The organism is Pollutimonas nitritireducens, assembly GCF_002849615.1.
GTDB lineage: Bacteria > Pseudomonadota > Gammaproteobacteria > Burkholderiales > Burkholderiaceae_B > Pollutimonas > Pollutimonas nitritireducens.
The window spans coordinates 435210-461230 of record NZ_PDNV01000001.1 but is presented as its reverse complement, the minus strand read 5'-3'; the positions used below and the strand labels follow the sequence as shown (position 1 = coordinate 461230).

Sequence of the window (26021 nt, the reverse complement as noted above, 5' to 3'; positions counted from 1 at the left end):
ATAATTCGCATCAGGAGAACACCATGAGTGCAAGTCACTTGGCTCAGGGCAACGAGGCACCTTACTACTACGTGCCTGCCGATTCAGTACATCCCGTACGCGCAAGTTTCTGCTTGCTGCTGGCTCTGCTGGGTGCCGCCTTCTGGATCAATAGCTATGAAGTGGGCTTCTGGCTGTTCATCGTCGGTATTCTTGGCCTTTTCGTGGTGCTGTTTGGCTGGTTCGGCGACGCCATACGCGAATCCGAAGGCGGGATGAACAACGCCCGCGTCGATCATTCCTACCGCTGGAGCATGGCCTGGTTCATTTTCTCCGAAGTGATGTTCTTTGCCGCATTCTTTGGTTCGCTCTGGTACACCCGCGAAGTGACTACACCATGGCTCAGCAATATCGACCACCAAACATTGCTATGGCCTAACTTCTCCGGAACGTGGCCCAACCTGGGGCCTGCCGGCGTTGTACCGGCATTCAAGACCGTTGGTCCGTTCTGGCTGCCTACGATCAACACGGCTCTGCTGTTGACCTCCGGCCTGACACTGACCATTGCGCACCATGCACTGCGCGCCAGCCATCGCGGCAAAGCAATTTTCTGGGTCGCGCTTACGGTCATCCTGGGCTTCACTTTCGTAGGTGTCCAGAGCTATGAATACATGCACGCCTACCAGGACCTGAACCTGCGCTTTGATTCTGGCGCGTACGGCTCACTGTTCTACATGCTTACCGGTTTTCACGGCTTCCACGTCATATTGGGCGCCACGTTCCTGACGGTGATCCTGTTCCGTCTCATCAAAGGGCACTTCACCGCTTCGCATCACTTCGGGTTCGAAGGCGCTGCATGGTATTGGCACTTTGTTGACGTTGTATGGCTGGGCTTGTATCTGTTCGTGTATTGGTTCTAAACAGAAGCGATGCCCGAAAAAAAGGCTGGCATTGCCAGCCTTTTTTCTGGATGGCGATTTATGTCAACCCGCGGATATGCCGGTACTCTGGATCCAGCCCATGTAATGGGCGAACAGCACAAATAGAAACAACGCTATCGACAACCCGATGCGTACGGTCAAAGCGTTCACGGTACGATTGGTCCCGCCCTTGTCGCGCATCAGATAGAACAGCGCGGACGCCAGACTTCCGACAATACCCAGGAACGCCAGGATTACTACAAAACGCATTACGCCCTCCGCTGAAAGTGGAATTATTGCAGACATGGCCCGTACACACACTGGTTTTCGCATTATTGCCGCATTAATCTTGCTGGGCATCATGGCGGTTGTGTTCGCATCGCTGGGCAATTGGCAGCTGGATCGGGCTGGCCAACGTGAAGCCATCAAGGCTGCCATACAAGCCGGCCGAAGCACAGCTGCATTGCATCTGGACGCCAGCACACCCGCCACGGAACTCGTGCCGTGGCGACCGGCAAGCGCCCAGGGAGTGTGGCTGCATCCACTCACTGTACTACTCGAGAACCGCAACTACCAGGGCCGGCCAGGTTACTGGGTAGCCACGCCACTGCTTGTTGATGAGGCAAGTAATTCCGCCATTCTGGTGCTGCGCGGCTGGATGGCCCGGCCCATGCGTCCCGGCGAAACCGTGCCGGTGATTCCTGCCCCAGCCGGCCCGCAAACCGTCAGCGGCCAGTTGTTGGAACGCGTACCTCGGCTTTTTGAGTTAATGTCTTTGTCTCAGGACGATGCCAGCCAGTTGCCATCCGCCTTGCCCGATACGACAACACCCGTGCCGAAAGTGCAGAACCTGGACATCGAAGCCTATGGCAAGGCAGCCGGACTGAACTTTCTGCCCACAGTGCTGGCCCAGTCCGCTGAATCCAGTGCGCTCGCCGCCGATGTGCAGTCGGGCACACCATTGCTGCAGGAATGGCCGGAGCCGTCACTGGATTCCGACAAGAACCGTGGCTATGCGTTGCAGTGGTTTGGCTTCGCCGCCATAGCTGCTGGCGCCTGGCTGGTTATTGTATGGCGCGTCTTGCGCCGAAAAATTAAGCCTCCGACCTTGTAAGGAAACATCGTGGTCAGCCCTACTCAAGTTCCACCCAAACAGCCCTCACGACTGCGGTCGAAGGCACCTTTGTTCGTGATTCTGGCACTCTGCCTGGCGCCGCTGGTTCTTGCCTTGCTGGCTTATTATGTGCCGGCCCTGGGACTGCGTCCGGCAGAATCCACCGCCTATGGCGAACTGATACAGCCGCAAAGGCCCATGCCTGAAGCCGCCGCATTGCCGCTGACCACCCTCGACGGCCAGCCCTTCGATCTGAACACTTTGCGCGGGAAATGGCTGCTGGTCAGCGCCGATGAGGGCGCCTGTCCCGAATCTTGTGTAGAAAAACTATTCATTCTGCGCAATTCGCACGCCAGCCAGGGCAAGAACGTTGAGCGCCTGGCACGCGTCTGGTTCCTGACAGACGGTGCCCCTGTTTCTGAGCAGATTAAGCAGGCCTATGTAGGCACCCATATGCTGCGTGCCGATCCTGAAAAGCTCGCCAATTACCTGGCTCCCCAGGCCAGTGCCGCCGAACGCGAGGCGGCGCTGAAGGCACCGATGTGGATCATAGATCCGCTGGGCAACCTCATGCTTGAGTTTCCCGCCGATGCCGATCCCGTTTCAGTCCGCGACGACATCCGGAAATTGATACGCAATTCACGCATAGGTTGATCAGGCATGCAGGAAAGAATTATCAAGCGCTACCGGAAACTGGTGTTTCTGACTTGGTTCCTGACGCTGGACCTGATCATGTTCGGCGCCTTTGTACGCCTTACCGATTCGGGACTGGGTTGTCCCGACTGGCCGGGCTGTTATGGAAAGATCACGCCTATCGGTGCCAGCGGCCATATCGAACAGGCGCTGCAAGCAATGCCGCATGGCGCGGTCAGTTTCTCCAAGGCCTGGATCGAGATGATCCACCGCTATGTCGGCTCCATACTGGGCATGATGATCATCGGCATCGTCTACATGGCCTGGCGCTATCGCGCTCAGTTGGGTCACACGCCGCGCCTGGCCATTGTGACGTTGATTGCCGTCTGCATACAGGGCGCATTCGGTGCCTGGACCGTCACGCATCAACTGATGCCTGTCGTCGTCACCAGCCACTTGCTGGGCGGCATGATCCTGCTGGCGCTCATGACCTGGTTGGCTGCCCGCGAAAAGCTCCATCAGCCGCTCACCTTGCAAGCACTGCGTTGGCGTCCCTGGATGGTGCTCGGGGTCATGCTGCTATTTATTCAGATAGCCCTGGGAGGCTGGGTCAGCACGAACTATGCGGCGCTGGCCTGCATGGATTTTCCGAAATGCCATGGGGTATGGGTTCCACCCATGGATTTTGAAGGTGGCTACTCGCTGATTCGCGGCCTGGGCCTGTTGCCCTCGGGCGAATTCATATCCCAGTCCGCCCTCACCGCCATACACTGGGTGCACCGCAATTTCGCGTTCATCGTGTTTGCCTACTTGGGTATACTCGCGGCAAAGATGCTGGCGGAGCCCGGCCTGCGTGATCCTGCAAAGCTGGTTCTGGCTTTGTTATTGGCCCAGTTGCTGACAGGGCTGACCACCATTTTCTTCCAGTGGCCACTCCTGATCGCTGTATTGCATAACGGCGGCGCAGCGGGCTTGGTCCTGGCCTGCGTCACTCTTCTGGTGCGCCTGTCGCGCGACGACTATAGGGCTAAAATACCGGCATGACTTCCGTTCCCGCCCCAACGCCCGCCATTTTTCGGCAATATCTTGTCCTGACCAAACCGCGCGTCACGCAGCTTGCCGTCTTCTGTGCTGTGATAGGCATGTTCCTGGCCAGCCCCGGTCTGCCCGACATGGGCAAGGTCGCGGCCGGCACCGTCGGCATCTGGCTGCTGGCCGCCGCGGCATTTGCCGTGAACTGCCTGATTGAACAAGAGATCGACGCCCGCATGCTGCGCACAGCCCGACGCGGCACCGCGCGCGGCACCATCAGCAACTTGCAAGTGATTATTCTTTCCGGGCTGCTGGGCGGGCTGGGCATGCTGGTGCTATACACCCTGGTCAATCCACTGACCATGTGGCTGACCTTCGCTACTTTCGTCGGCTACGCCATTATCTATACCATCATCCTGAAGCCTCTTACACCGCAGAATATTGTGATCGGCGGCTTGTCGGGGGCTATGCCACCCGCGCTTGGGTGGGCAACTATTGCCAACGCCGTGCCGGCCGAGGCATGGGTACTGGTCCTGATCATTTTCATCTGGACGCCACCCCATTTCTGGGCGCTAGCCCTGTACCGCAACAACGATTACGCCAAATCAGGCCTGCCCATGTTGCCCGTCACCCATGGAAAGCAGTTTACGCGCTTGCATATCCTGCTCTACAGCTTTGTGCTTTTCGCCGCTACGCTTCTTCCTTATGTCGTGCGCATGAGCGGCCTGGTGTATTTGGTGGCCGCCATCATCCTCAGCGGTCTGTTCATTTCGTACGCCTGGCGTCTATATAAAGAGTATTCCGACGAGCTATCGCGCAAGCTCTTCCGCTTCTCCATCCTGTATCTGGCGTTGTTGTTTGGCGCACTACTGGTAGACCATTGGGTTGCATTCATCTGATTCACACCACGAGGTATTCATGTCTGGTTTTTCAAGCAAGCGTCGCATTCTTTTAGCCGCCACCGCAGCGTTGGCGGTATCGACCGCCTTGGCCGCTTGCGGCAAGAAAGAGCTGGCATTCCAGGGCTCGGACATCACGGGTACCCAGCTGGGCCGCGACCTGGACATGATCGACGACAGCGGCAAGCCGCGTACGCTGGCTGACTACAAAGGCAAGGTCGCCGTGGTGTTCTTCGGCTTTACCCAATGCCCGGACGTATGCCCCACTGCCATGGCGGAACTCTCAGAAACCATGGATCTGCTGGGTAGCGATGCCTCCAAGGTGCAAGTACTGATGGTCAGTGTCGATCCAGCGCGTGATACGCCGGAAGTGCTATCTGCCTATGTCAAGGCGTTCAACCCTTCATTCGTGGGGCTAACGGGCACGCCGGAACAGCTCGGCAAGACCGCCAAATCGTTCAAGGCCTATTATGCCAAGTCGCCGGGCGGTACGGCCGACCAATACGGCATGGATCACGCCTCGTCCTTCTACATTCTTGATCAGGACGGCGAAGCCCGGGTACTGGTCAGCGGCAACACGTCGGCAAAAGACATCGCCAGCGATATCAGGCAGTTGCTATAAAGGCTTCGTGCTCAGTTCCGGCAGCGCTTCATGCTGGCGCGCGCCAGACTGGAACTGCTGCCACACTTCCAGCGCACGCAAACGCTGCTTGACCACCGCATCGATTTTTTCGCGCAAAGCAGGATCCCGCGCCAGCAATGTAGCGAAATCGCCTTCAGTCAGCATGAGCAAACGGCTGTACCCCAGCGATGTCACCCTGGCTTCGAATTCAGTGGCAGCAGCAAGTGCCATTTCTCCGAAGATTTCCCCGGTGCCGAGTTCCACCGTCGTCTGATCCGGCAAGTGTATGGTCACCGCGCCCGAAGCCACGAAATACATGACGCGCGTGCGGCCTATCTGCATCGCGATTTCCTGATCGGGTACGGCGAGCCTGGGTTTCAGCAGTCTGGCCACAAATCTCAACGACTCGGCGGACAAGCCTTCAAACATGGGTACGCGCTTGATCAATTCGGCTGCACTCATCGCGATATCCAGCGCGGGACGCTTGTCTATGTGGCTCCAGCGCTGATCGATTTGCTTGCTCAGATCCGCGTACATCTCCCCGGTGATGAGAAAGTGGGATAGCATGTCGCGATAGTGCGAACGCTCCAGCGCCCGTGCCATTCGTCCCAGATACGATTCCTGGAGCCAATGTGCAAAGAGCGGGTACTGCAGGTTCAACGCCTGCAATGCGGTTTCAAGCAACGACAGACGGCGGCGGTGGGCCTTGATGATGGCCGCGGTGGCTTCCACCCCTAGCAGCGGCTGTATTTCCTTTTCGGCGAACTGGATAAGCCGCTGCGCCACCGACCGTTTGTTGATCAGATTGGCAAAGCGCTTGGCCAGCTCACGCGCGAGCCAGCTCTGGAAGCCGAAAAGGTGGTGCACGCGCAACGACAATCGGAATGCCGTCGAGTAACGTACATCGGCCGCGATGGCGGCATCAAAGCCGTCCAGTCCACCCGATCGCACAGCCTCGCGCATGCGCTCCGCGCGCGCCAATAGCGATTCCGCTGTACGCCAATCCACCACCTGGGCTTTCAACGTGTCGAAGAACATTTCCTCTTCGCGCGACGCCAGGATGGCCAGGCCCATCGAGACTTTTTGCTCGTGCGACAACTGCCGGATTTCACTGCCGTCCACGCTGGCTTGTGCGGCGTCGAACACGGCGTGCACGCGCCCCTGAACGTCGCTTCCTATGTTCTCGTGGGCCGCAATTTCGTCGGTCCTGGTACGCAGGTCTTCCAGGGCAATGACCAAGGCCTGGTTGCGCAACGTACGGTCGAAGGGAGAAAGCTCGTTCAGGCGGAGCCGGCGTATCAAAGGACGCAGGCTGATCCCGTTTATGAACAGGGTCATCAACACGAACCCAGTGGTTGCCACGGCAATGAATTGGCGCGCCTCATACGGAATATTCTCCTGCTCGGTCACGGCAAGGGCCAGCGCCAGTGAGACCGCCCCGCGCAGTCCACCCCACCACATCACCACCCGATAGGCGGGGCTCACCTTGGTGCCCAGCCGCGTAAGTCCCAACACGGGAAGGACACCGAAGACCATCACAGCCCGCGCCGCCAACGTGACGACAAAGACCAGCAGTATCAGCAAAACCTGGGTCCAGGTGATCGCGGCGATCATGCGCGGGATCAGCATGGCGGCGAAAACGAATATCAGGGAGTTGGCCCAGAAGCCGAATTGGGACCAGGATGCCGACAACTGCTCGAACGTCGTGGGAGACATTCGGGTGCGGCCGCTGGAGCCGACCACCAGGCCGGCAATGACCGTGGCGACCACACCCGAAACACCCAGGTAGTGCTCCGAAATATAAAAGGTAAGGTACGCCAGCGCGATGGTGAGCGTGACTTCCGCAGTCGGCCAACCGCGCAGCCAGATAAACAGTCCGCTGGCCAGGCGCCCCATCAGGAAACCTGCCACCCCGCCCCCGACAAAGCTGAAAACGAAACGGTAAAACACATGGCCGACCGAGAGGTCACCGCCGCCCGACAGCATGGTCACCAATACCGAATACAGCGCGATGGAGGCGGCGTCATTGAATAGGGATTCGCCTTCCACCAGGGTCGTGAGACGCTTGGGTGCGCCCACCTCGCGAAAGACGCCGACCACCGCAATAGGATCCGTCGTCGCCACAATGGCCCCCAGCATCAGGCATACCACCAATCCATAGCCGGAAACACTGTCCAGGGAGAATCCCACCGCCACCGTGCACACAATGACGGCGACAATGGCCATCATCAGGATGGGTCCGATGTCATCCATCAACCGACGCACGTTCAGGGCAAGGGCGGTTTCGAATAAAAGAATGGGCAGGAAAACGAAGAGAAAGGTCTCCGAAGACACCTCGAACTGCTGGAGCGAATCAAGAAAATCCGACATGACCAGAGGCGCCCAGCTGTGCACATGGATGATCAGGCCTAACACGAATCCAACGATAGCAAGCAGTACCGAATAGGGTAAGCGCAGTCGTCCCGCGACCGGCGGCATGAAAGAGACCATGGCCAGCAGACCGGCCAGGCCAAACACCAGATGCCCTATTTGCATATCCCATCCTTGCAACGCGTAAATGCCTTGCTAGGATATCGCTTTTTTTCGCGCCAGAGCCGCTGCCCGTACTATTCTGCGTAGCGGGCCGATAAAAAAAACGGGACACCTGGAGGTGTCCCATAAACATCCGCTTCAAAAGGGAGGGGAAGAGGAGAAGCCGAAGCGGACGATAGACGAATGGCTCGCGCATCGCACGGCAAACACATTGTCTATAAATAATTAGTCAACGTGTATGCGGATTAGTTCGACTTTTCTCTAATTCAAATGTAAAAAAACTTGTCGTTACGACAACTTACGACGTCAGGGCAATGCGCAGCTTCTTGAAAGCGGCCACTTCGATCTGGCGTATGCGTTCGGCCGAAACGCCGAATTCGGCGGCGAGGTCATGCAAGGTGGACCCGCCATCGTCTTGCAGCCAGCGCGCCTGCACGATACGGCGCGATCGCGGATCGAGGCCTTCAACGGCATCGGTAAGCCCGGCGCCCTGCAAGGCATCGAGCGCGCGGCGTTCCAGTATGCTTGAAGGTTCCTGGTGCCCCTCGTCGGACAAGTACGAAATGGGCGCATACGCGTCATCGTCGTCGCCGGGCGCTTCAAGGGCCATTTCTCGGCCGGACATGCGCACTTCCATTTCGCTGACATCTTCCGGTCGGACATTGAGCTCGCGCGCAATTGTATCGACCTGGTCGGGATCGAGTGTCTGGCCATCGGGACGCATGCGCCGCAGGTTGAAAAACAGCTTGCGTTGCGCCTTGGTGGTGGCCACCTTGACCATGCGCCAATTGCGCACGATGTACTCGTGGATTTCGGCTTTGATCCAGTGCACCGCAAACGAAACCAACCGTACGCCACGATCGGGGTCGAAACGTTTGACGGCCTTCATGAGCCCAACATTACCTTCTTGGATGAGATCGGCATGAGCCAGACCATATCCGAGATACTGTCGCGCAATGGATACTACCAGGCGCAGGTGCGAGGTGATGAGCTGGCGAGCCGCATCGAGGTCGGATTCGTCGCGCAAACGCTTACCCAATGCCAATTCCTGCTCTTGTGTGAGCATGGGCAGACGATTGACAGCGCTTATGTAGGCCTCGATCGTGCCCAGCGCACCAGGATTGGAAATGGCCATGGCCAACTGCTGGTTGGTCATCGCCAAGGATTGGGTACTATGGTTCATAGGCTGGACGATCCTTCAAAGATTGGTGTTATCTAATATTAGCACTCTGGCTTGCAGACTGCTAATACCACATTAGACGAAACCGCGTTTTAAAAGTTCACCGCGAAATGATGGCGCGCAACATATCGACCAGTCTGTCCGCATGATCGGGATCCAGTTTTTCCAGTACTCGGCGCTGATGCTCCATGGCTTGCTCGCATAGGCCATGAATCAATTTAGCGCCCTTCGGTGTGATACTTACCAGCGTCTGGCGCCGATCGAGCCGTGACGCCTGCATGCTGACGTAGCCCTGTTCTTGCAGGCGCGGCAACACCTTGCTTAGGGTGGGCTGCTTAGTGACCGCCAGCCTGGCCAGTTGACCCACGGTTTCGCCATCGCCTTCGACAAGGCTACCCAGCACCCGCCATTCCGTCACGGTCAGTCCGGCCTTCCTGACCTCGACGTGGAACTCGGCAGAGATGCGATGGCTGGCCTGCGCCAAGACAGAAGCAAGGTATCGGTGCACAAAACGGGACGAGCCTATCGCTTGCCTTGATGGGGATTCTGTACCCTGCACAATTTTCGGACTCTTCTGCATATGGCTTTCAATTTTAATGCGAAACGGCTCATTTCGCTAGAAAAATAATGGTAAGCACTTATACCCAAATCGCTGTTATCTATACTAAATTTTGTTTATATATGAATATTCATGTTTTTATTGACGGCAATTAGATTGAAGCCTAAAGTATTATGACTCGTTGCCCGCGGCCCCCGGATCAAAGTATCAGGCCGGATGTCCGCCCTGCCGACTGCCCGAAATAGTGCCAGGAGAGACCATGGCTGAACGCTCGTTCAAGAAGGAAGTACAACAACTTCGTATCGGGGCGGGGGAAGAATTCCGTGGCGAAGGAATCCTGGCTGTGACCAAAGCCTTGTTGCAATCCGGAGTCGGCTATGTCGCAGGCTACCAGGGCTCTCCCATTTCCCATCTGATGGATGTGCTGGCGGATGCCCAGGAAATTTTGGACGAGCTGGGTGTGCACTTTGAAGCCAGTGCATCGGAAGCCACCGCTGCGGCCACGCTCGCCGCTTCCGTCATGTACCCCATACGCGGCGCCGTCACATGGAAGTCCACAGTCGGCACCAACGTGGCCTCGGACGCCTTGGCAAACCTGGCCTCCGGCGGCGTCACCGGCGGCGCACTGGTCATCGTAGGTGAGGACTACGGTGAGGGCTCATCCATCATGCAAGAGCGCACCCACGCATTTGCCATGAAATCGCAAATCTGGTTGCTCGACCCGCGCCCCAACCTGGAAAGCATGGTCAAGGCTGTCGAAGATGGCTTTCAGTTATCCGAGGCAAGCAACACGCCCGTCATCCTGCAATTACGCATACGCGGGTGCCATGTACACGGGCGTTTCATCGCCAAAGACAATCAGCGCCCCGCTTTCACACTGCGCCAGGCGCTGGAGAACCCGGTACGCGATGTCAGTCGCATCGTCCTGCCTCCTGCGTCTTTCCTGCACGAACATGAAAAAATAACATCGCGATGGCCGGCCGCCGCCGAGTTCATCAAAGTAAAACAGCTGAACGAGTTTTTCGAGGGCGATCAAAAGGATATTGGAATCATCCTGCAAGGCGGCTTGTACAACGGCGTGATCCGTTCTTTGCAATTATTGGGTCTGGCCGATCATTTCGGCAATAGCCGAATCCCGCTATACGTGATGAACATAACCTACCCCGTCATCGACGACGAGGTCCAGGCGTTCTGTCGGGATAAAAAGGCGGTGCTGCTTATTGAAGAAGGCCAGCCCAATTACATTGAACAGAATCTGAACACTATCCTGCGCCAGGCTGGCATTGCCACGGCATTGGCAGGCAAAGACTACCTGCCTGTGGCAGGGGAATACACAACGGTTGCCATACGAGACGGCCTTCAGGGTTTCCTGGCGGCCCACAAGCGGGAACTTCTTCCTGTCATCAGGCCGGCAAACGAAGATGTCGGCGCCCGTATGTCCGTGTCCCAGGCAGCGCGTCCCACGGTAAAAGAAAGAATCATCACCTTTCAGCCCACGCCCAATTCCTCGGCCGCCGCCGACGGGCTGGCGCACGTGGTACCCGCGCGACCCGCCGGATTCTGCACCGGCTGCCCCGAGCGGCCGGTGTTCTCAGCCCTCACTCTCGCGCAAAAAAACCTCGGCGATCATCACATTGCCTGCGACATCGGGTGCCACCTTTTCTCCATACTTCCGCCCTTCAACCTGGGTGCGACCACCATGGGATATGGACTGGGGGCGTCGAGCATCGCGGCATTCAATGTCCCGTCGGCCAAGCGACCCATTTCCATCATGGGCGATGGCGGTTTCTGGCATAACGGCCTGGCATCGGGTGTGGGCAACGCCGTCTTCAATAAATATGACGGCGTCATCATTATTATCGACAACTTTTACTCCGCGGCCACCGGCGGGCAAGACATCTTGTCCTCGCGCGCGGGCAATACGCATCGTTCCACCAACAACTCCATCGAGAATGCCGTACGCGGCGTAGGGGTGAAATGGCTGCGCACGCTGGACCGGACCTACGACGTCGCCAAGGTCCAGGCCACCATCGAAGAGGCATTGACCACATCTGAAAAAGGCCCAAAAGTCATCATTGCGCAGTCAGAGTGCATGTTGAACAAGCAGCGGCGCGAAAAACCCCTGTTCAACAAGGCTGTAAAGGATGGACAGCGCGTCATCAAGGAACGTTTCGGGGTCGATCCCGATGTCTGTAACGGCGATCATGCCTGTATCCGCCTATCGGGCTGTCCATCGCTGACGGTCAAGGATAGCGGCGACCCGCTGAAGGAAGACCCTGTCGCCCATATCGACAACAGCTGCGTAGGCTGTGGCAACTGCGGTGAAGTGGCCCACGCCGCCGTGCTGTGTCCTTCTTTTTACCGGGCTGACCTCGTACATAACCCCAGCCGCTGGGATAGATTCTTGGCGCGCATGCGCGGCCGGTTCATCCATTACCTGCAGTCGCGCCGTGACGCCGGCATGAACGAATGCTCCTTATAAATCCGAATCCATGACCGATCGAACCCTGTTCCGCTCCGGCACCCCGATCAAGATTGCCATTCTTGCCATGGGCGGGCAAGGTGGCGGCGTCCTGGCCGACTGGATCGTCGATATGGCGGAACACGCCGATTGGTGGGCCCAGACCACCTCCGTCCCCGGCGTGGCTCAACGCACCGGCGCCACGATTTACTATCTCGAAATGCTGCCCGAATCGACGGTCAAGGCAGCCGGACGAGATCCCGCGCTGGCAATGATGCCCACGCCCGGCGATGTCGACCTGGTGGTCGCCGCCGAGCTCATGGAAGGTGGCAGGGCAATTCAACGCGGCCTGGTCACTCCCGACCGCACGACATTGATCTCTTCGTCGCACCGCAGCTATGCTGTGGCGGAAAAAGCGGCACACGGCAATGGCATTGCCGATCCCAACAAGGTGATCAAGGCCGGTAACCAGGCCGCAAAAAGATTCTATTGTTTTGATCTTCAGGCACTGGCCGAGCAGGCAGGCAGCATTATCAGTGCAAGTCTATTTGGGGCCATCGCCGGCAGCGCCACCCTGCCGTTCAGCCGTGCCGACTATGAACAAACCATCCGCCGCGCGGGCGTGGGCGTCGACCCCAGTTTGAACGCTTTCGCCCTGGGATTCGACGCGGCGGCCCAGGCGCTTGCCGCCCCGGCCGCTATCGACACCGGTCGCCCTATGCCCGGCGTTCCCGAACACGCCGAAAGTCCACACGTGCAGTTCCTGCTCGATGACCTGAAGCAGCACTTCCCGCTGCAGGCCCAGCCCATGATGGTCGCCGGCTTGCGCCGCACCCTCGAATTCCAGGATGTGCCCTATGCCAGCGAATACATGGAGCATATGCGCCGCATCTGCAAACTGGATACACAGTTTGGCGGGCCGGGCAAAGCTTGGGCGCTTACCTGCGCGGCTGCACGATATGTCGCGGTGTCCATGTCCTACGACGACGTCATTCGCGTGGCCGACCTCAAAACCCGCAGCGCCCGTTTCGAGCGCGTCCGCACCGAGGTCGGCGCGCAACCAGATCAGTTGGTTTACACCACCGAATATATGCACCCACGTCTTGACGAGGTGTGCGGAACCCTTCCCGTCGCACTGGGCCGGGCGATTGAAAACTCACCCGCGGCGGGCCGCTACCTTAGCCGCTTTTTGCGCAAAGGACGATTTCTGCGCAGCGGCACCTTGGGCGGTTTTCTTTTGCTGTACTCCCTGGCCGGGATGCGACGCTTCCGGCGCGCCACCTTGCGTCATCACGTGGAAACCAACAGTCTTGAGCAATGGCTGGGACTGGTTGCCCGAACTGTCGAGCATGACTATGAGCTTGCGGTCGAAGTCGTCAATTGCCGGCGGCTGGTCAAAGGCTATAGCGACACACATGAACGTGGCAACAGCAAGTACCAACGGCTTAGCAGCGCGGTCGGGCATCTGACGGGGCAGCCTGACGCAGCGGGCACGCTGCGGGCCTTGCTGGCGGCGGCGCTTGCCGACGACGAAGGATTGAAACTGGACGAACTGCTGGACAAAGCCCTGAGCCCGGAGAAACGAGACATACCATGGCCCATTTGAATCTGACGGTCGTCGAAATACACGTCGAAACGCCGATTATCCGCTCACTATTCCTCGAAGCCGCCGGCAAGCAGGCATTGCCCAGGTTCACCGCCGGTGCCCACTTGAAGGTCAGCATCCCTGGGCAGAAAGTGCCTCGCTGCTATTCTCTTGTGTGCCTGGACACCGACAACTCCGCGTTCGACTTCCCCCGGCGCTACCGCATAAGTGTGCGCCTGGAAGAACCTGGTACAGGCGGGTCCCGGCATATGCATAGCCTGCAGATCGGCGACACACTCGAGGTGGAAGGCCCGCAGAACGATTTTCCACTGCACGACCTGGCATCTGACGAACCGCGCACCGTGCTGATCGCGGGCGGCATCGGCATCACGCCCATCATCTCGATGACAACGGCGCTGAAGCAAGCGCAGCATCCATTCCAGCTTCACTATTACGGTCGCCGTCGTGATCAGATGGCATTTCTGGAAGAACTCACCGCCCAGCATGGCGACGCGTTGCGGGTTCACGCCGACGACGACGAAACAACCCAGCTTGCGCTTTCCGATCTGTTGCAGCAGGTTGGACCCAATCAGCATTTATATGTTTGCGGACCGAAAGGGCTCATCGACGCTGTCATCCATCAATCACGTGACAGGCAATGGCCGCAATCGCATGTTCATTTCGAGCTGTTCAACAACGCCGCGGCCCTGCCGGGCGACAAAGCCTTCGATCTTGAGTTGCGCCAGTCCGGCCGGATGCTGCACATCCCTGCGGATAAAACCATACTTGAAGTACTGGAAGAGGCCGGCTGCGATCCAATGTACGACTGCAGGCGCGGGGAATGCGGGGTCTGCCAGGCGACAGTGCTGGAAGGAACCCCCGATCATCGCGACTACTACCTTTCCGACCCGGAACGCAAAGCAGGCCAGGTCATGCAGATTTGCGTTTCACGGAGCCATTCCGACCGCCTGGTATTAGACCTTTGATTCATAGGTGCCCGACATGAACTACCGCAATAATCCTGCTGCCATTGACACCCTCGTGCGTCCCACCGAGGTACATCGGGATATCTTCATCAGCGAAGAAATCTTCGAGCTGGAAATGGAGCACTTGTTTGCCAATACCTGGGTATACGTCGGGCATGGCAGCCAGATTCCAAATAGCGGTGATTTCTACACCACCACAGTGGGCGACCAGCCCGTGGTAATGGTGCGGCATACCGACAAAACCATCAAAGTCCTGCATAATCGCTGCCCGCACAAAGGCGTGAAGGTCGCCGGCGACGCCTGCGGCAACACCGGCAAGTTCTTCCGGTGTCCTTACCATGCGTGGACATTCAAAACCGACGGCAAGCTGCTTTCGATTCCCTTGAAGAAAGGCTACGACCCCGAAACATTCAATGACTGCGAAGCCAGCCACGGCATGGCCGCTGTGGAAAACGTACGCGACTACCGTGATTTCGTTTTTTGTCGCCTCAGCCCCGAGGGCCAGTCATTTGATGAATTCTTCGGCGAGTCCCTGTCGACACTGGACAACATGATAGAGCGCTCGCCCGAAGGCAAGCTCGAGGTCGCTGGGGGGGTGCTGCGCTACATGCACGATTGCAATTGGAAAATGCTGGTCGACAACCAGACTGACACCTGCCACCCCATGGTGGCGCATGAATCATCGGCAGGGACGGCAGTACGCGTGTGGGAGGAAGCACCCGAAGGAACGCCCAAACCAATGGCGGTTGAGCAATTCGCCCCCTTTATTTCATCCTATGAGTTCTTTGAAGGCATGGGCATCCGGGTCTGGGAGAACGGTCATGGCCACACCGGCGTCCATAACTCCATTCATGCTGCGTATTCGGAAGTGCCAGGCTATCTTGAGGCCATGAACCAGGCCTATGGCCACGAACGCGCCGCGGAAATCCTGGCCAACACCCGACACAACACCACCTATTTCCCCAATATCATGGTCAAGGGTCCCATTCAGACCCTGCGTATCTTCAAGCCCCTGGGCGCCAACAAGACGCTCGTGGAATCATGGACCTTCCGGCTGGTCGGAGCGCCCGATAAACTCCTGGAGCGCACCTTGATGTACAACCGCCTCATCAACGCGCCCACGTCGGTGGTCGGGCACGACGATCACGAGGTTTACGAACGTTCGCAGCACGGATTGCACAGCAGAGGTCGCGAGTGGGTCAATGTCGCCCGGCTGTACGACCCCGACGAGGCCAATCGCAAGAATGAAGTCGTCAACGGCACCAGTGAATGGCAAATGCGCAACCAGTACCAGGCCTGGGCGCGCTACATGACGGCCACCATGAAGGAGTCCACATGAGCCCTGTCAACGACCAGCAGCTCTTCGCCTTCGTCTATCGCGAGGCGCGGCTACTCGATGAGCAACAGTTCGAAGAGTGGCTTGCCCTCTTCACCGACGACGGTCACTACTGGATGCCGCTCACACACGGCCAGACCGACCCGTTGCTGCAGGGCTCGCTGATGTATGAAGACAAACTATTGCTGCGCGTCCGTGTCGAGCGCCTGGCGGGCCAGCGCACGTATTCGCAACAACCAAGAAGCCGCAGCCATCACCTCGTGCAACAGCCTACAGTCGAGACCGATCACCCGGAACATAAGCCCGAGCAGGGACAATACGTGGTGCGTGCGGCCTTTCACTATGTGGAGAGTCGGCAAGATCTGCAAACGATCTATGCAGGTTGGTCCACCTTCGAGCTGATCACAGTCGACAGCGAACTGCGCATCACTCAAAAGCGCGTGGATCTGGTCAATTGCGACGCCGCATTGCGCAGCATTCAATTATTCATGTGATGAGGCCCTCATTGTCTACGACGGTATATCAGGCCTTTACCGACGCCGCTCTAAGGTGGCCAAGCCATCCCTTCCTGTGCGTGACACCCGAAACCGCAGCGATATACGGCATTGCGGCTGGCGAAATCAGCTACCAGGATGCGCTCGTCGAAATCGAGACGCTCAAGGCGGCCTTCCAGGCCGCCAATTATGGCCATGGCCATCGCGTTGGCGTGTTGCTCGAGAATCGGCCTGCCTTCATTCTGCACTGGTTCGCCCTGAACGCTTTGGGCGTCTCGGTGGTGCCAATCAATGTCGACATGCGTGCAGCGGAGCTGGAATACCTTATCGATCATTCGGAAATCGTGCTGGCCGTCGCGCTGCCCAAACGCCACGCCCTGCTGCGTTCCGCCGCGCAGGCAGCGGGAAGCAAACTGTTGATCATGGGCACGGACGAACTGCCGCCCGCTGCGCCCAGCGTCGCCCCATTGGCTGCCGCTCTTGTCGACAGTTCGACGGAATGCGCTTTGCTCTATACCTCTGGCACCACGGGGCGCCCGAAAGGCTGCATACTGCCTAACGAGTATTTCCTGGCCGCTGGCCATTGGTATGCCAAAGCCGGCGGACTTGCAACCCTGCATCCAGGCGTAGACCGCATGCTTACCCCGTTACCGCTGGTACACATGAATGCCATGGCGTATTCGGTGATGGCAATGGTCGTGATAGGCGGATGCCTGATTTCCATTGACCGCTTCCATCCAGGAACGTGGTGGGATACGGTACGCGAATCGCGCGCGACGATAATCCATTACCTGGGCGTCATGCCCGCCATTTTGATGCAGGCGCAGGCAACAGACGAAGATCGCGCGCATCACGTGCGCATGGGTTTTGGCGCAGGCGTCGACCGGTCATTGCACGCCGCTTTCGAGCAGCGTTTCGGCTTCCCGTTGCTGGAAGCCTGGGCCATGACCGAAACCGGGGCGGGCGCCGTGATCATTGCCAACCATGAGCCGCGCTTTGTCGGTTCAAGCTGTTTCGGCAAAGAGAGCGACGATATTCAGGTACGTATCGTCAACGATGCCGGCGAGTCCACGGCGGCCGACGAAAATGGCGAGCTGCTGGTCAGACATGCCGGTCCCGACCCCAGGTTCGGCTTCTTTGCCGCCTATCTGAAAGACGACGCGGCAACCCGGTTGGCCTGGCAGGACGGCTGGTTCCACACCGGCGATATCGTCCGACGCAACCGGCAAGGCTTCCTGCATTTTGTCGATCGCAAGAAGAACGTGATTCGACGTAGCGGAGAAAACATCGCGGCCGTCGAAGTGGAAAGCGTGTTGCTGCAGCATCCTGCGGTGAAGGCCGTTGCCGTCGCGGCGGTGCCGGACGAACTCCGGGGCGACGAAGTATTGGCCTGCATCGTGAGCCATGCACCCATGGACGCCGACCGGGACGCCGCACGGGACGCCGCCCGGGCGGCGGAACTTGCCCACGACATTGCAACGTGGAGTCTGACCCAGCTGGCGTACTACAAAGTGCCCGGCTATATCGCCTTTGTCCCCGAGCTGCCCTTGACCATCACCAACAAAGTGCAGCGTGGCGAGTTGAAAACGCTGGCTCGGACCCTGCCCGGCAGCCCGATGTGCATCGACACCCGTGCGCTGAAAAAACGACAGGAACCGGTCGCATGAGGCCGCGCCGCGCCGGGTATGAAGGCATTGTCGCCACCGTACCGATCACCGTGCCCTATCAGCGATATTCGATCAACAGCGCACATTGGTGGCTGGGCAGGGCATTGGGCGCACTGCTGCGTGAAGCAGGCATCGCCAAGCACGATATCGATGGGATGTGCGTATCGAGCTTCACCCTTGCCCCGGACACAGCGGTCGGACTCACACAACACCTGGGCATGAGCCCACGATGGCTGGACCATATCCCCATGGGTGGCGCCAGCGGCGTCATCGGCCTGCGCCGCGCCGCCCGTGCCGTCCAGGCGGGCGACGCCAGCATTGTCGCCTGCCTTGCCGGCGACGCAAACCAGGTCGATTCGTTTCGAAATACGGTCAGCCAATTTTCGCGCTTCGCACAGGACGCGGTCTATCCTTATGGCGCAGGCGGTCCCAACGCCAGCTTCGCCTTGCTGACTAAGCACTATATGCAACAAACCGGCGCGACGCGTGAAGACTTCGGCAAGCTGTGCGTCGCACAGCGCGACAATGCCCTGCACTATCGCCATGCGCTGATGAAAAAGCCGCTGACGCTGCGGCAATATCTGGACGCACGGGAAATCACCGATCCGATACATCTGTTCGATTGCGTGATGCCATGCGCAGGTGCAGATGCGTTCCTGGTCATGCGTGAAGAACAAGCCCTTGCACTGCAACTGCCTTTTGTACGGATCCTGTCCACGATCGAACGGCATAACGCATGGACGCAGGATGTCATCCAGACACGCGGAGGCTGGACAGTGGACCGGGAAGAATTTTATGAGCACGCCGGAGTGGGGCCGGCCGACGTCGACGTCATGCAGGCCTACGATGACTATCCCGTGATCAACATGATGCAGATTGAGGACCTCGGATTCTGCGAAAAAGGTGGCGCGCCCGAATTCGTGCGCGCCAATACCTTCACTATCGACGGAAGTTTTCCCTTCAATACCAATGGCGGACAATTGTCCGTAGGGCAGGCTGGCGCGGCTGGCGGGTACCTGGGCATGGTCGAGAACTTGCGCCAGCTTACCGGCCACGCTGGGGACACTCAGGTGGCGAACGCCCGGGTGGGCCTGGTCAGCGGATTTGGCATGATCAACTATGACCGCGGTATTTGCACGGCAGCCGCCCTGCTGGCCAGGAGCGACTCATGACCCAGGCCCTCACCCGACCGCCTCGCAAGAATCCGCTGGCGCGCACACGGCAGGCCACGCTCCCGCCCGGCGCGCGCAGCCGCCGCGCATTGGGCCTTACCGCCGCAGCGGCCGCCGGACGGTTCGATTTGCAGGTATGCCAGGAATGCAATGCCGTCCAGTACCCTCCCCGTGAAGTTTGCCACGTCTGCCTGTCGGATCGCTTGAGCTGGCAAGCCGTCGACCCGACGGGCCAATTACTGGTCACGACCACCTTGCACCACAGCAACGACCTATATTTCCGCGAGCGGATTCCATGGCGCATCGGCACGGTGAAGATGGCGGTCGGCCCTTCCGTCGTTGCTCATGTCCATGGCGACTGCCGCGACGGCGACAACGTTCGTCTGGCGCTCAAGCTGGACCGCAGCGGACAGGCCGTCATTCTTGCACTCCCACAACAGGCGACCCCGAACATGGCAGACGACAAAATAGTGCGCGAAACGTCGTGCGACCCCAAGTTTCGTCGCGTGCTGGTCACCGACGGTAAATCAGCCGTAGGGCTCGCGACCATCGACGCGTTGCTGGCGGCAGGCGCCACGACGGTGTTTGCCGGAGAATCGCGACGCTGGCAGGTTTCCGACAGATTCGACATTCTGTGCACGGATGAGCGCGTACAGCGACAGGACCTGGATATCACCGATTCCGACTCGGTCGAACGCCTTTCGCGGTCAATAGGCGGCAAGGTCGATATCCTGGTCAACACCACGGGCTACGAGCGCGAAGGCGGCATACTTCACAATCGTAACTTGGGTAAAGCTCATGAAGCCCTCGACGTCAACTGCATGGGCCTCATGCGACTTGCACAGCAATTCGGTCCAGCAATGGCCAGCCGTGCGGCCGATGGCGTGAACAGTGCGGTCGCGTGGGTGAACATCATGTCCATCTACGCCCATCTCAACCTGGCGTCGCGCGGCATCTGGTCGGCATCCCAGGCGGCGGCGCTGTCGGTGTCGCAATGCCTGCGCAACGAATTCCTGCAATCCGGCATCCGGGTGCTCAATATATTTTCAGGCCCCATCGACCACGAGTGGGAACAGCTGACTCCCCCGCCCCGTGTGAATCCCAGTGCCATAGCCGCCGCCATCGTGCGCGCGCTGCAGGACGGCGTCGAAGATGTCTATGTGGGCGATATCGCACAAGAATTCCTGGCACGTTTGCACGACAACCCCAAAGGTCTGGAACGCGAGCTGGGCGCATGAAAGGAGACCTGATGACAAGCACCGTACTGACCCAGTTCATGGCCGAACTTTTGTCCGGCAAAATAAGAATGGTCGATCTGACCGAAACCCTGACGCCGGACTTTCCCACTATCGTCCTGCCGCCCGAATTCGGCCAAGCCTGGCCATTTCGCATCGAAGAGATCTCCCGCTACGATGAACGCGGACCGGCCTGGTACTGGAATAATTTTTCGATGTCCGAACATACCGGCACCCATTTCGATGCGCCCGTACACTGGATAACCGGCAAAGACCAGCCCAATAATTGCGTCGACACCATTCCACTCGACGCCTTCATCGCCGAGGCTTGCGTGATCGACTGCTCGCGCGAATCTGAAGATAATCCGGACTTCCTGCTGACGATAGACTTCGTCAAGCAATGGGAAGCACAGCACGGCGAGATACCGGCCAGGTGCTGGGTTTTCATGCGCACCGACTGGTCCAAGCGCGAAAAGCGCACTGAATATCTTAATCAGAAAGAAGACGGGGCCCATTCACCAGGTCCCAATGCCGACGTCGTTCCCTGGCTGATCAAAGAGCGCGACGTACACGGATTCGGTACCGAATCCGTCGGCACCGATGCAGGACAGGCGCAGCATCTCGACCCTCCCTTTCCTTGCCACTACTTCATGCATGGCAACAATCGCTATGGCCTGCAATGCATGGCCAACCTCGATCAGCTGCCGCCAAAAGGTGCTGTCATTTTCTCGGCACCCTTGAAGATCCGCAGTGGTTCAGGAAGCCCTTTGCGTGTCCTGGCGCTGACGCCCTCATCATCGACTTAAGCGGAGAAGCAACGTGACCGATCGTCGTATAGCCGTGGTGACCGGAGGAAGCGCCGGCATAGGCGCCGAGATTTGCCGCCAGATGCTGGAAGCGGATTATGAGGTGATTTCCATGGCGCGCCGCGCACCCGAATTCATCCACCCGAGGCTGCATTCCGTACAGGTGGATCTGCTGGATGCCCAGGCCACCACACAGGCCAGCGCGGACATCGCACAGCAATACCCAGTGAGCCATGTCATCCACAACGCGGGCGTGATCTGGCCCAAGCTGCTGCGCGACGTCTCGCTTGACGACCTCCAAGGCCTGACGCAGATTCACCTGGGAGCGGCCATTTCGCTTGTCCAGGCTGTATTGCCCGGCATGGAGAACAGGTGTTTTGGCCGTATCGTATTGATGTCATCGCGGGGGGCGCTGGGCTTGCCCACTCGAACCGCCTACTCGGCCACCAAGGCAGGCATGATAGGCATGGCGCGGACATGGGCGCTGGAACTTGCCCCGAAAGGCATTACGGTCAACGTCGTGGCCCCGGGCCCAGTCCAAACCGACATGTTTTACGACGTCATTCCCGCACATAGCGACCGCGAAAAAAGTATCGCACGAGGCATCCCCGTACAACGCCTCGGCCGCGTCGATGACGTGGCGCGGGCCGTCATGTTTTTTTCCGACCCCGAAAACAGCTTTATCACCGGTCAGACGCTTTATGTTTGCGGCGGTGCAAGCATCAGTTCGGTAACCATCTAGAAAGCAGAAGCAGCATTCCTTTTTCCACCGGAGATCAACCCCATGCTACTAAAAAAACTTTCCATCTCTGCTGTCATCCTTGCCTCGCTTGGCATCACCCCGACTCTGGCGCAGGTGAAAATAGGCGTTGTCACCTCGGCAACCGGCCCGACCGCACTGATAGGCATCCCACAGAAAAATACCGTGGCGCTATTGCCCAGCAAAATCGGCGATCTGACGGTCCAATATATTTCGCTGGACGACGCCAGCGATCCAACCCAATCAGTGACCAGCTTCAAGAAACTGATTACCGAGGAAAAAGTCGATGCGCTGATCGGACCGTCCGGATCCCCCAACGCCATGGGCGTGATCCAGTTTGCCGCTGAATCGGGCACACCAATGCTAGCTCCGGTAGGCACGGCATCGGTCGTACTACCTATGTCGCCGGAAAAAAAATGGGTCTTCAAAACAACGCAGAACGATGACATTATCGCAAAAGCGCTGGTCGGCCATATGGTGAAGTCGGGCATCAAGACGGCCGCCTTCATCGGACTGAACGATGCCTATGGCGAAAACTGGCTGAAAGTTTTTACTGATCTGGCCGCCAAAAACAATATCAAACTCATTGCAACCGAGCGCTATCAGCGCTCGGACAGCTCGGTTACAGGGCAGGCCCTGAAGGTTCTGGCCGCGAATCCCGACGCCGTGCTGGTTGCGGGCACCGGGGCGGCAGCGGTCCTGCCGGAGACCACCCTCGCCAAACAAGGCTACAAAGGCAAGTTTTATCAAACGCACGGCGCGGCCCTGCCTGCTTTCCTGAAGCTTGGCGGCAAGGAAGTCGAAGGAACAATATTGGCCGCCAGCCTCATGCTGGTCCTCCCCGAAATCGACGAAAGCAACCCTTCGAAGAAAGTCGCCAAAGACTACATTGCACGCTACACCAAGGAATACGGCAGCGCCCCGGCGACTTTCGGCGCCAATGTGTACGATGCGGGGCTGTTGCTCGAGCAGGCCATTCCCGAAGCGGCAAAAATCGCCAAACCGGGCACCAAAGAGTTCCGCAGCGCTTTGCGGGATGCACTTGAAAAGACGCGCGAACTGGTCGCCACGCAAGGCGTATACAACATTACCGCCGAGGATCATAGCGGCTTCGATGACCGTGGGCGCGAGCTGATTACTGTCAAAGACGGAGAATGGCGCCTGGTCAAGTAGTTGGCGAGCAGGCCGAATTGGCGTTGGACTAGCGTTGATTCGGCCTCAGGATCATTGAAGGATCTGCTGGCGCCGCCATTCAGTCGGCGAAATTCCATAGCGCCGCCTGACAATTTTATCGATATCCGGGTGCGCTACAAGAGAAGCACCCAGTCACCTCACCGCGGCCTGTAACTACGTTGATGACACCAGGAGGAAAGCCGGCAAACTCCGAAGTTCCTCGGTGTGCAAGGTCGTGTGCCGGTGTGCACCGACACATGTCAGTTTGTGCACCTCCTGTCACCGGCTTGCTGCACTGAGGGTGAAGGCACATGAACAGGAAGATTGATGCGGCAGCAAGTACAAATCGACGATGCCGTTTAGAATAGGCGTCCGAAGGCAACAACGTTTGCCGCAGGCTGACGCCTCGTGCCTCGCCCTCTATTTATTCATTAACGGAGAACCCGCCCATGTCCTTCAAACCGCTTGCGTACGTCGCAACGCTGCTTGCCGCGCTGGCCACCGCCCCCGTATTGGCTCAGGTCAAGATAGGCGTGGTCACATCGGCGACCGGCCCCACGGCCATGGTCGGTATTCCGCAAAAGAATACCGTTGCACTGCTACCCACCAAGATCGGCGATCTGATGGTCGAATATATCTCGCTGGACGACACCAGCGATCCCACTCAGACCGTCACCATATTCAAGAAGCTCATCACTGAACAGAAAGTCGACGCCATCATCGGTCCTACCGGTTCGCCCAATGCGATGGCAGTCATTCAATTCATTGCCGAATCCGGCACGCCCATGCTTTCTCCCGTTGGCACCGCGTCCGTGATCCTGCCCATGACGCCCGAGAAAAAGTGGGTGTTCAAGGCGACGCAGAACGATGACCTCATTGCCAAAGCGCTCGTCGCCCATATGGTCGGCGCCGGCGTCAAATCGGCCGGCTTCATCGGCTTCAACGATGCCTATGGCGAAAACTGGTTGAAGGTCTTTGGCGATCTGGCCAAAGAAAACAATATCAGGATCGTCGCCGTCGAGCGCTACCAGCGCTCGGACAACTCGGTGACAGGCCAGGCGCTGAAGGTACTGTCAGCCAAGCCCGACGCTGTGCTTATTGCTGGAACCGGCACCGCCGCCGTGTTACCGCAGGCCACGCTGGCCAAGCAAGGCTATAAAGGACAGTTCTATCAAACCCACGGGGCGGCCCTGCCGGCGTTTCTGAAATTGGGCGGCAAAGAGGTGGAAGGCACCATACTGGCCGCCGGCCTGATGCTGGTCCTGCCGGAAATCGATGACAGCAATCCATCCAAGAAAATCGCACAAGACTATGTGACGCGATACACCGAGCTGCATGGCAGCAAACCGGCTACGTTCGGCGCCAATGTGTTCGACGCCGGCTTGCTGCTCGAACATACCATTCCTGAAGCGGCCAAGGCCGGCAAGCCTGGCACGCCCGAATTCCGCAACGCCCTGCGCGACGCGCTGGAAAACACGCGCGAGTTGGTCGCCACGCAAGGCGTCTACAACATGAGTCCGCAAGACCACAGCGGCTTCGACGAACGTGGGCGTGTACTGATCACCGTCAAAGACGGTCAATGGACGCTATTGAAGTAAACCAGTGGCACCATCGCCTTGCCCTACACACCGGTGGTGCCGGGATCAATACTCTGACGATTTGCCGGTCAGTGCTACGCCTGCCCTCAGCATGAAGTACGAAAAGGCGTCGATCCAGCGTCCGATCACGCCGCGGCCCTGCAAGGCCTCTTCGGTGACGATCTGGCCATTGTTCTTGAGTTCCGTTTCGATCGCCGACTTCAGCTCATCGGCGAATTGCGCATCCTGGATATAAATGTTGGCTTCGCGGGCCAGCAGCAGACTGAAGGGATCGAGATTGGACGAGCCAACCATGGCGCAGTCGTCCATGATCGCAACCTTGGCATGCAGATAACTGGCCATGTACTCGTGGATCTCGATACCATCGTGCAGCAGCTTGGCATACATGTATCGGCCCGCCCGGTACTGCATGGGGTATTCAGACCGTCCCTGCAACAGCAGCCGCACCCTTACACCCCGACGGGCCGCGTCTTCGAGCGCCTTGCGCAGGCGTCGGCCAGGAAAGAAATAGGCATTGGCGATAAGAATGTCGTGACGGGCATTTTCCATGGTGCCCAGGTACGCATCTTCGATCGTCTGGCGAAATCGCAGATTGTCTCGCAATAGCAGCGCCGCCCGGTGTCCATGCCCGTCCAGTGGAACGACCGGAGCTTTCACGCGCAAACTGCGCCGCTTGCTCCATTCCTTCAAGCGCCGATAAAAAGTCGCCCAGTCGTCGCGCCGCCGCCATGCCATACGAAGCCACAGGGCGCGCTGCGCGCGTGCCAAGTCGTCCACAATAGGGCCCTGCAGGCGCACGGCAAAGTCGAACCGCGGACGCGCGCCTTTTCCATCGTCTGGTACGTCCACATAATCGTCCAGTATGTTTATACCGCCCACGAAGGCGACACGCTCGTCGACCACTGTCACTTTCCTGTGCAGGCGGCGCAAGCGGCGCAGGTCAAATTTCATATGGCGCAGACCAGTGGGTTCCGGGCGATAGACACGGAATTGCGCTCCCATACTGGCCAACCTCGCACCTATTTCCCTGGCATGCTCATGACTCCCGAATCCATCGATCACCACGCGCACTTTAATGCCTCGCGCGCAGGCGTCCCGCAGATGATCCAGTACCAGAAAACCGGTCTTGTCCAGGTTGAAGATATAAGTTTCCAGATGGACCTTGCGTTTGGCGGCCGAGATCGCGGCGCAAAGGGCGGGAAAAAATTCCTCGCCATTGCGCAGGAGTTCAATATGATTGCCTTCGTGCCACTTCAAGCGCAATGTTCTACGCGCCAT

General features: G+C 58.5%; 23 protein-coding genes. 18 read left to right on the top strand and 5 right to left on the bottom strand.

What is annotated here, in order from left to right:
• The first annotated feature begins 23 nt into the window (after window positions 1-23).
• Entirely contained in the window at window positions 24-899 is an 876-nt protein-coding gene (locus CR155_RS02185; RefSeq protein ID WP_102068350.1) for a cytochrome c oxidase subunit 3, read from the top strand.
• A gap of 63 nt (window positions 900-962) precedes the next feature.
• Here the strand turns inward: CR155_RS02185 and CR155_RS02180 are convergent, their stop codons facing one another.
• Entirely contained in the window at window positions 963-1169 is a 207-nt protein-coding gene (locus CR155_RS02180; protein ID WP_102068349.1) for a twin transmembrane helix small protein, read from the bottom strand.
• 34 nt (window positions 1170-1203) lie between these two features.
• On the opposite strand from CR155_RS02180, the gene CR155_RS02175 reads away from it, so the two are divergent.
• Genes CR155_RS02175 through CR155_RS02155 form a run of 5 tightly spaced genes read left to right on the top strand, consistent with a single transcriptional unit; the run spans window position 1204 to window position 5199 of the window.
• The gene (locus CR155_RS02175) at window positions 1204-2013 is read left to right on the top strand and encodes an SURF1 family protein (protein WP_102068348.1); all 810 of its coding nucleotides are present in this window, start codon (window positions 1204-1206) and stop codon (window positions 2011-2013) included.
• 9 nt (window positions 2014-2022) lie between these two features.
• The gene (locus tag CR155_RS02170) at window positions 2023-2667 is read left to right on the top strand and encodes an SCO family protein (RefSeq protein WP_102068347.1); all 645 of its coding nucleotides are present in this window, start codon (window positions 2023-2025) and stop codon (window positions 2665-2667) included.
• 6 nt (window positions 2668-2673) lie between these two features.
• Entirely contained in the window at window positions 2674-3690 is a 1017-nt protein-coding gene (locus CR155_RS02165; RefSeq protein ID WP_102068346.1) for a COX15/CtaA family protein, read from the top strand.
• On the top strand, window positions 3687-4577 hold the full coding sequence (gene cyoE, locus CR155_RS02160; RefSeq protein ID WP_102068345.1) for a heme o synthase: 891 nt from the start codon (window positions 3687-3689) through the stop codon (window positions 4575-4577). The genes CR155_RS02165 and cyoE overlap by 4 nt, the downstream gene beginning before the upstream one ends.
• Before the next feature lie 19 nt (window positions 4578-4596).
• Window positions 4597-5199, top strand: a complete 603-nt coding sequence (locus tag CR155_RS02155; protein WP_102068344.1) for an SCO family protein — start codon at window positions 4597-4599, stop codon at window positions 5197-5199.
• Here the strand turns inward: CR155_RS02155 and CR155_RS02150 are convergent.
• The 3 genes from CR155_RS02150 to CR155_RS02140 form a co-directional block, all read right to left on the bottom strand.
• Entirely contained in the window at window positions 5194-7734 is a 2541-nt protein-coding gene (locus CR155_RS02150) for a cation:proton antiporter (protein ID WP_102068343.1), read from the bottom strand. The genes CR155_RS02155 and CR155_RS02150 overlap by 6 nt on opposite strands.
• A gap of 295 nt (window positions 7735-8029) precedes the next feature.
• Window positions 8030-8914 (bottom strand): RNA polymerase sigma factor RpoH, encoded by an 885-nt coding sequence (gene rpoH, locus CR155_RS02145; protein ID WP_102068342.1) that lies wholly within the window; start codon window positions 8912-8914, stop codon window positions 8030-8032.
• A gap of 97 nt (window positions 8915-9011) precedes the next feature.
• Window positions 9012-9491 (bottom strand): MarR family winged helix-turn-helix transcriptional regulator, encoded by a 480-nt coding sequence (locus CR155_RS02140; protein WP_102068341.1) that lies wholly within the window; start codon window positions 9489-9491, stop codon window positions 9012-9014.
• Window positions 9492-9729: 238 nt separating this feature from the next.
• Here CR155_RS02140 and CR155_RS02135 point away from each other — a divergent pair, with 238 nt between their 5' ends.
• The 12 genes from CR155_RS02135 to CR155_RS02080 all read left to right on the top strand — a co-directional run bounded on the left by CR155_RS02135 (window position 9730) and on the right by CR155_RS02080 (window position 24743).
• Window positions 9730-11952, top strand: a complete 2223-nt coding sequence (locus CR155_RS02135; RefSeq protein WP_102068340.1) for a ferredoxin family protein — start codon at window positions 9730-9732, stop codon at window positions 11950-11952.
• Between the two features lie 10 nt (window positions 11953-11962).
• A complete protein-coding gene (locus tag CR155_RS02130) occupies window positions 11963-13537 on the top strand; it encodes an indolepyruvate oxidoreductase subunit beta family protein (RefSeq protein WP_102068339.1) in 1575 nt (524 codons plus the stop codon).
• Window positions 13525-14502, top strand: coding sequence for a PDR/VanB family oxidoreductase (locus CR155_RS02125; protein ID WP_102068338.1), 978 nt, complete (start codon window positions 13525-13527; stop codon window positions 14500-14502). The genes CR155_RS02130 and CR155_RS02125 overlap by 13 nt, the downstream gene beginning before the upstream one ends.
• A gap of 16 nt (window positions 14503-14518) precedes the next feature.
• Entirely contained in the window at window positions 14519-15841 is a 1323-nt protein-coding gene (locus CR155_RS02120) for an aromatic ring-hydroxylating dioxygenase subunit alpha (RefSeq protein WP_102068337.1), read from the top strand.
• Complete coding sequence (locus tag CR155_RS02115; RefSeq protein ID WP_102068336.1) at window positions 15838-16332, top strand: aromatic-ring-hydroxylating dioxygenase subunit beta; 495 nt, start codon at window positions 15838-15840, stop codon at window positions 16330-16332. Before CR155_RS02120 ends, CR155_RS02115 begins: the two co-directional genes overlap by 4 nt.
• Before the next feature lie 11 nt (window positions 16333-16343).
• Complete coding sequence (locus CR155_RS02110) at window positions 16344-17999, top strand: AMP-binding protein (protein ID WP_102068414.1); 1656 nt, start codon at window positions 16344-16346, stop codon at window positions 17997-17999.
• Window positions 17996-19171, top strand: a complete 1176-nt coding sequence (locus CR155_RS02105) for a thiolase family protein (protein WP_102068335.1) — start codon at window positions 17996-17998, stop codon at window positions 19169-19171. Before CR155_RS02110 ends, CR155_RS02105 begins: the two co-directional genes overlap by 4 nt.
• Window positions 19168-20409: an SDR family NAD(P)-dependent oxidoreductase gene (locus CR155_RS02100; RefSeq protein ID WP_102068334.1), complete on the top strand. Its 1242-nt coding sequence runs from the start codon at window positions 19168-19170 to the stop codon at window positions 20407-20409. Before CR155_RS02105 ends, CR155_RS02100 begins: the two co-directional genes overlap by 4 nt.
• 11 nt (window positions 20410-20420) lie before the next feature.
• Window positions 20421-21212, top strand: a complete 792-nt coding sequence (locus CR155_RS02095) for a cyclase family protein (protein ID WP_102068333.1) — start codon at window positions 20421-20423, stop codon at window positions 21210-21212.
• A 13-nt stretch (window positions 21213-21225) separates the two neighbouring features.
• Window positions 21226-21954 carry an SDR family NAD(P)-dependent oxidoreductase gene (locus CR155_RS02090; RefSeq protein ID WP_102068332.1) on the top strand — a complete coding sequence of 243 codons (729 nt, stop codon included), beginning with the start codon at window positions 21226-21228 and terminating at the stop codon, window positions 21952-21954.
• 42 nt (window positions 21955-21996) lie between these two features.
• The gene (locus CR155_RS02085) at window positions 21997-23145 is read left to right on the top strand and encodes an ABC transporter substrate-binding protein (RefSeq protein WP_102068331.1); all 1149 of its coding nucleotides are present in this window, start codon (window positions 21997-21999) and stop codon (window positions 23143-23145) included.
• A 449-nt stretch (window positions 23146-23594) separates the two neighbouring features.
• Complete coding sequence (locus CR155_RS02080; RefSeq protein WP_102068330.1) at window positions 23595-24743, top strand: ABC transporter substrate-binding protein; 1149 nt, start codon at window positions 23595-23597, stop codon at window positions 24741-24743.
• A 45-nt stretch (window positions 24744-24788) separates the two neighbouring features.
• Here the strand turns inward: CR155_RS02080 and clsB are convergent, their stop codons facing one another.
• On the bottom strand, window positions 24789-26021 hold the full coding sequence (clsB, locus tag CR155_RS02075; protein ID WP_102068413.1) for a cardiolipin synthase ClsB: 1233 nt from the start codon (window positions 26019-26021) through the stop codon (window positions 24789-24791).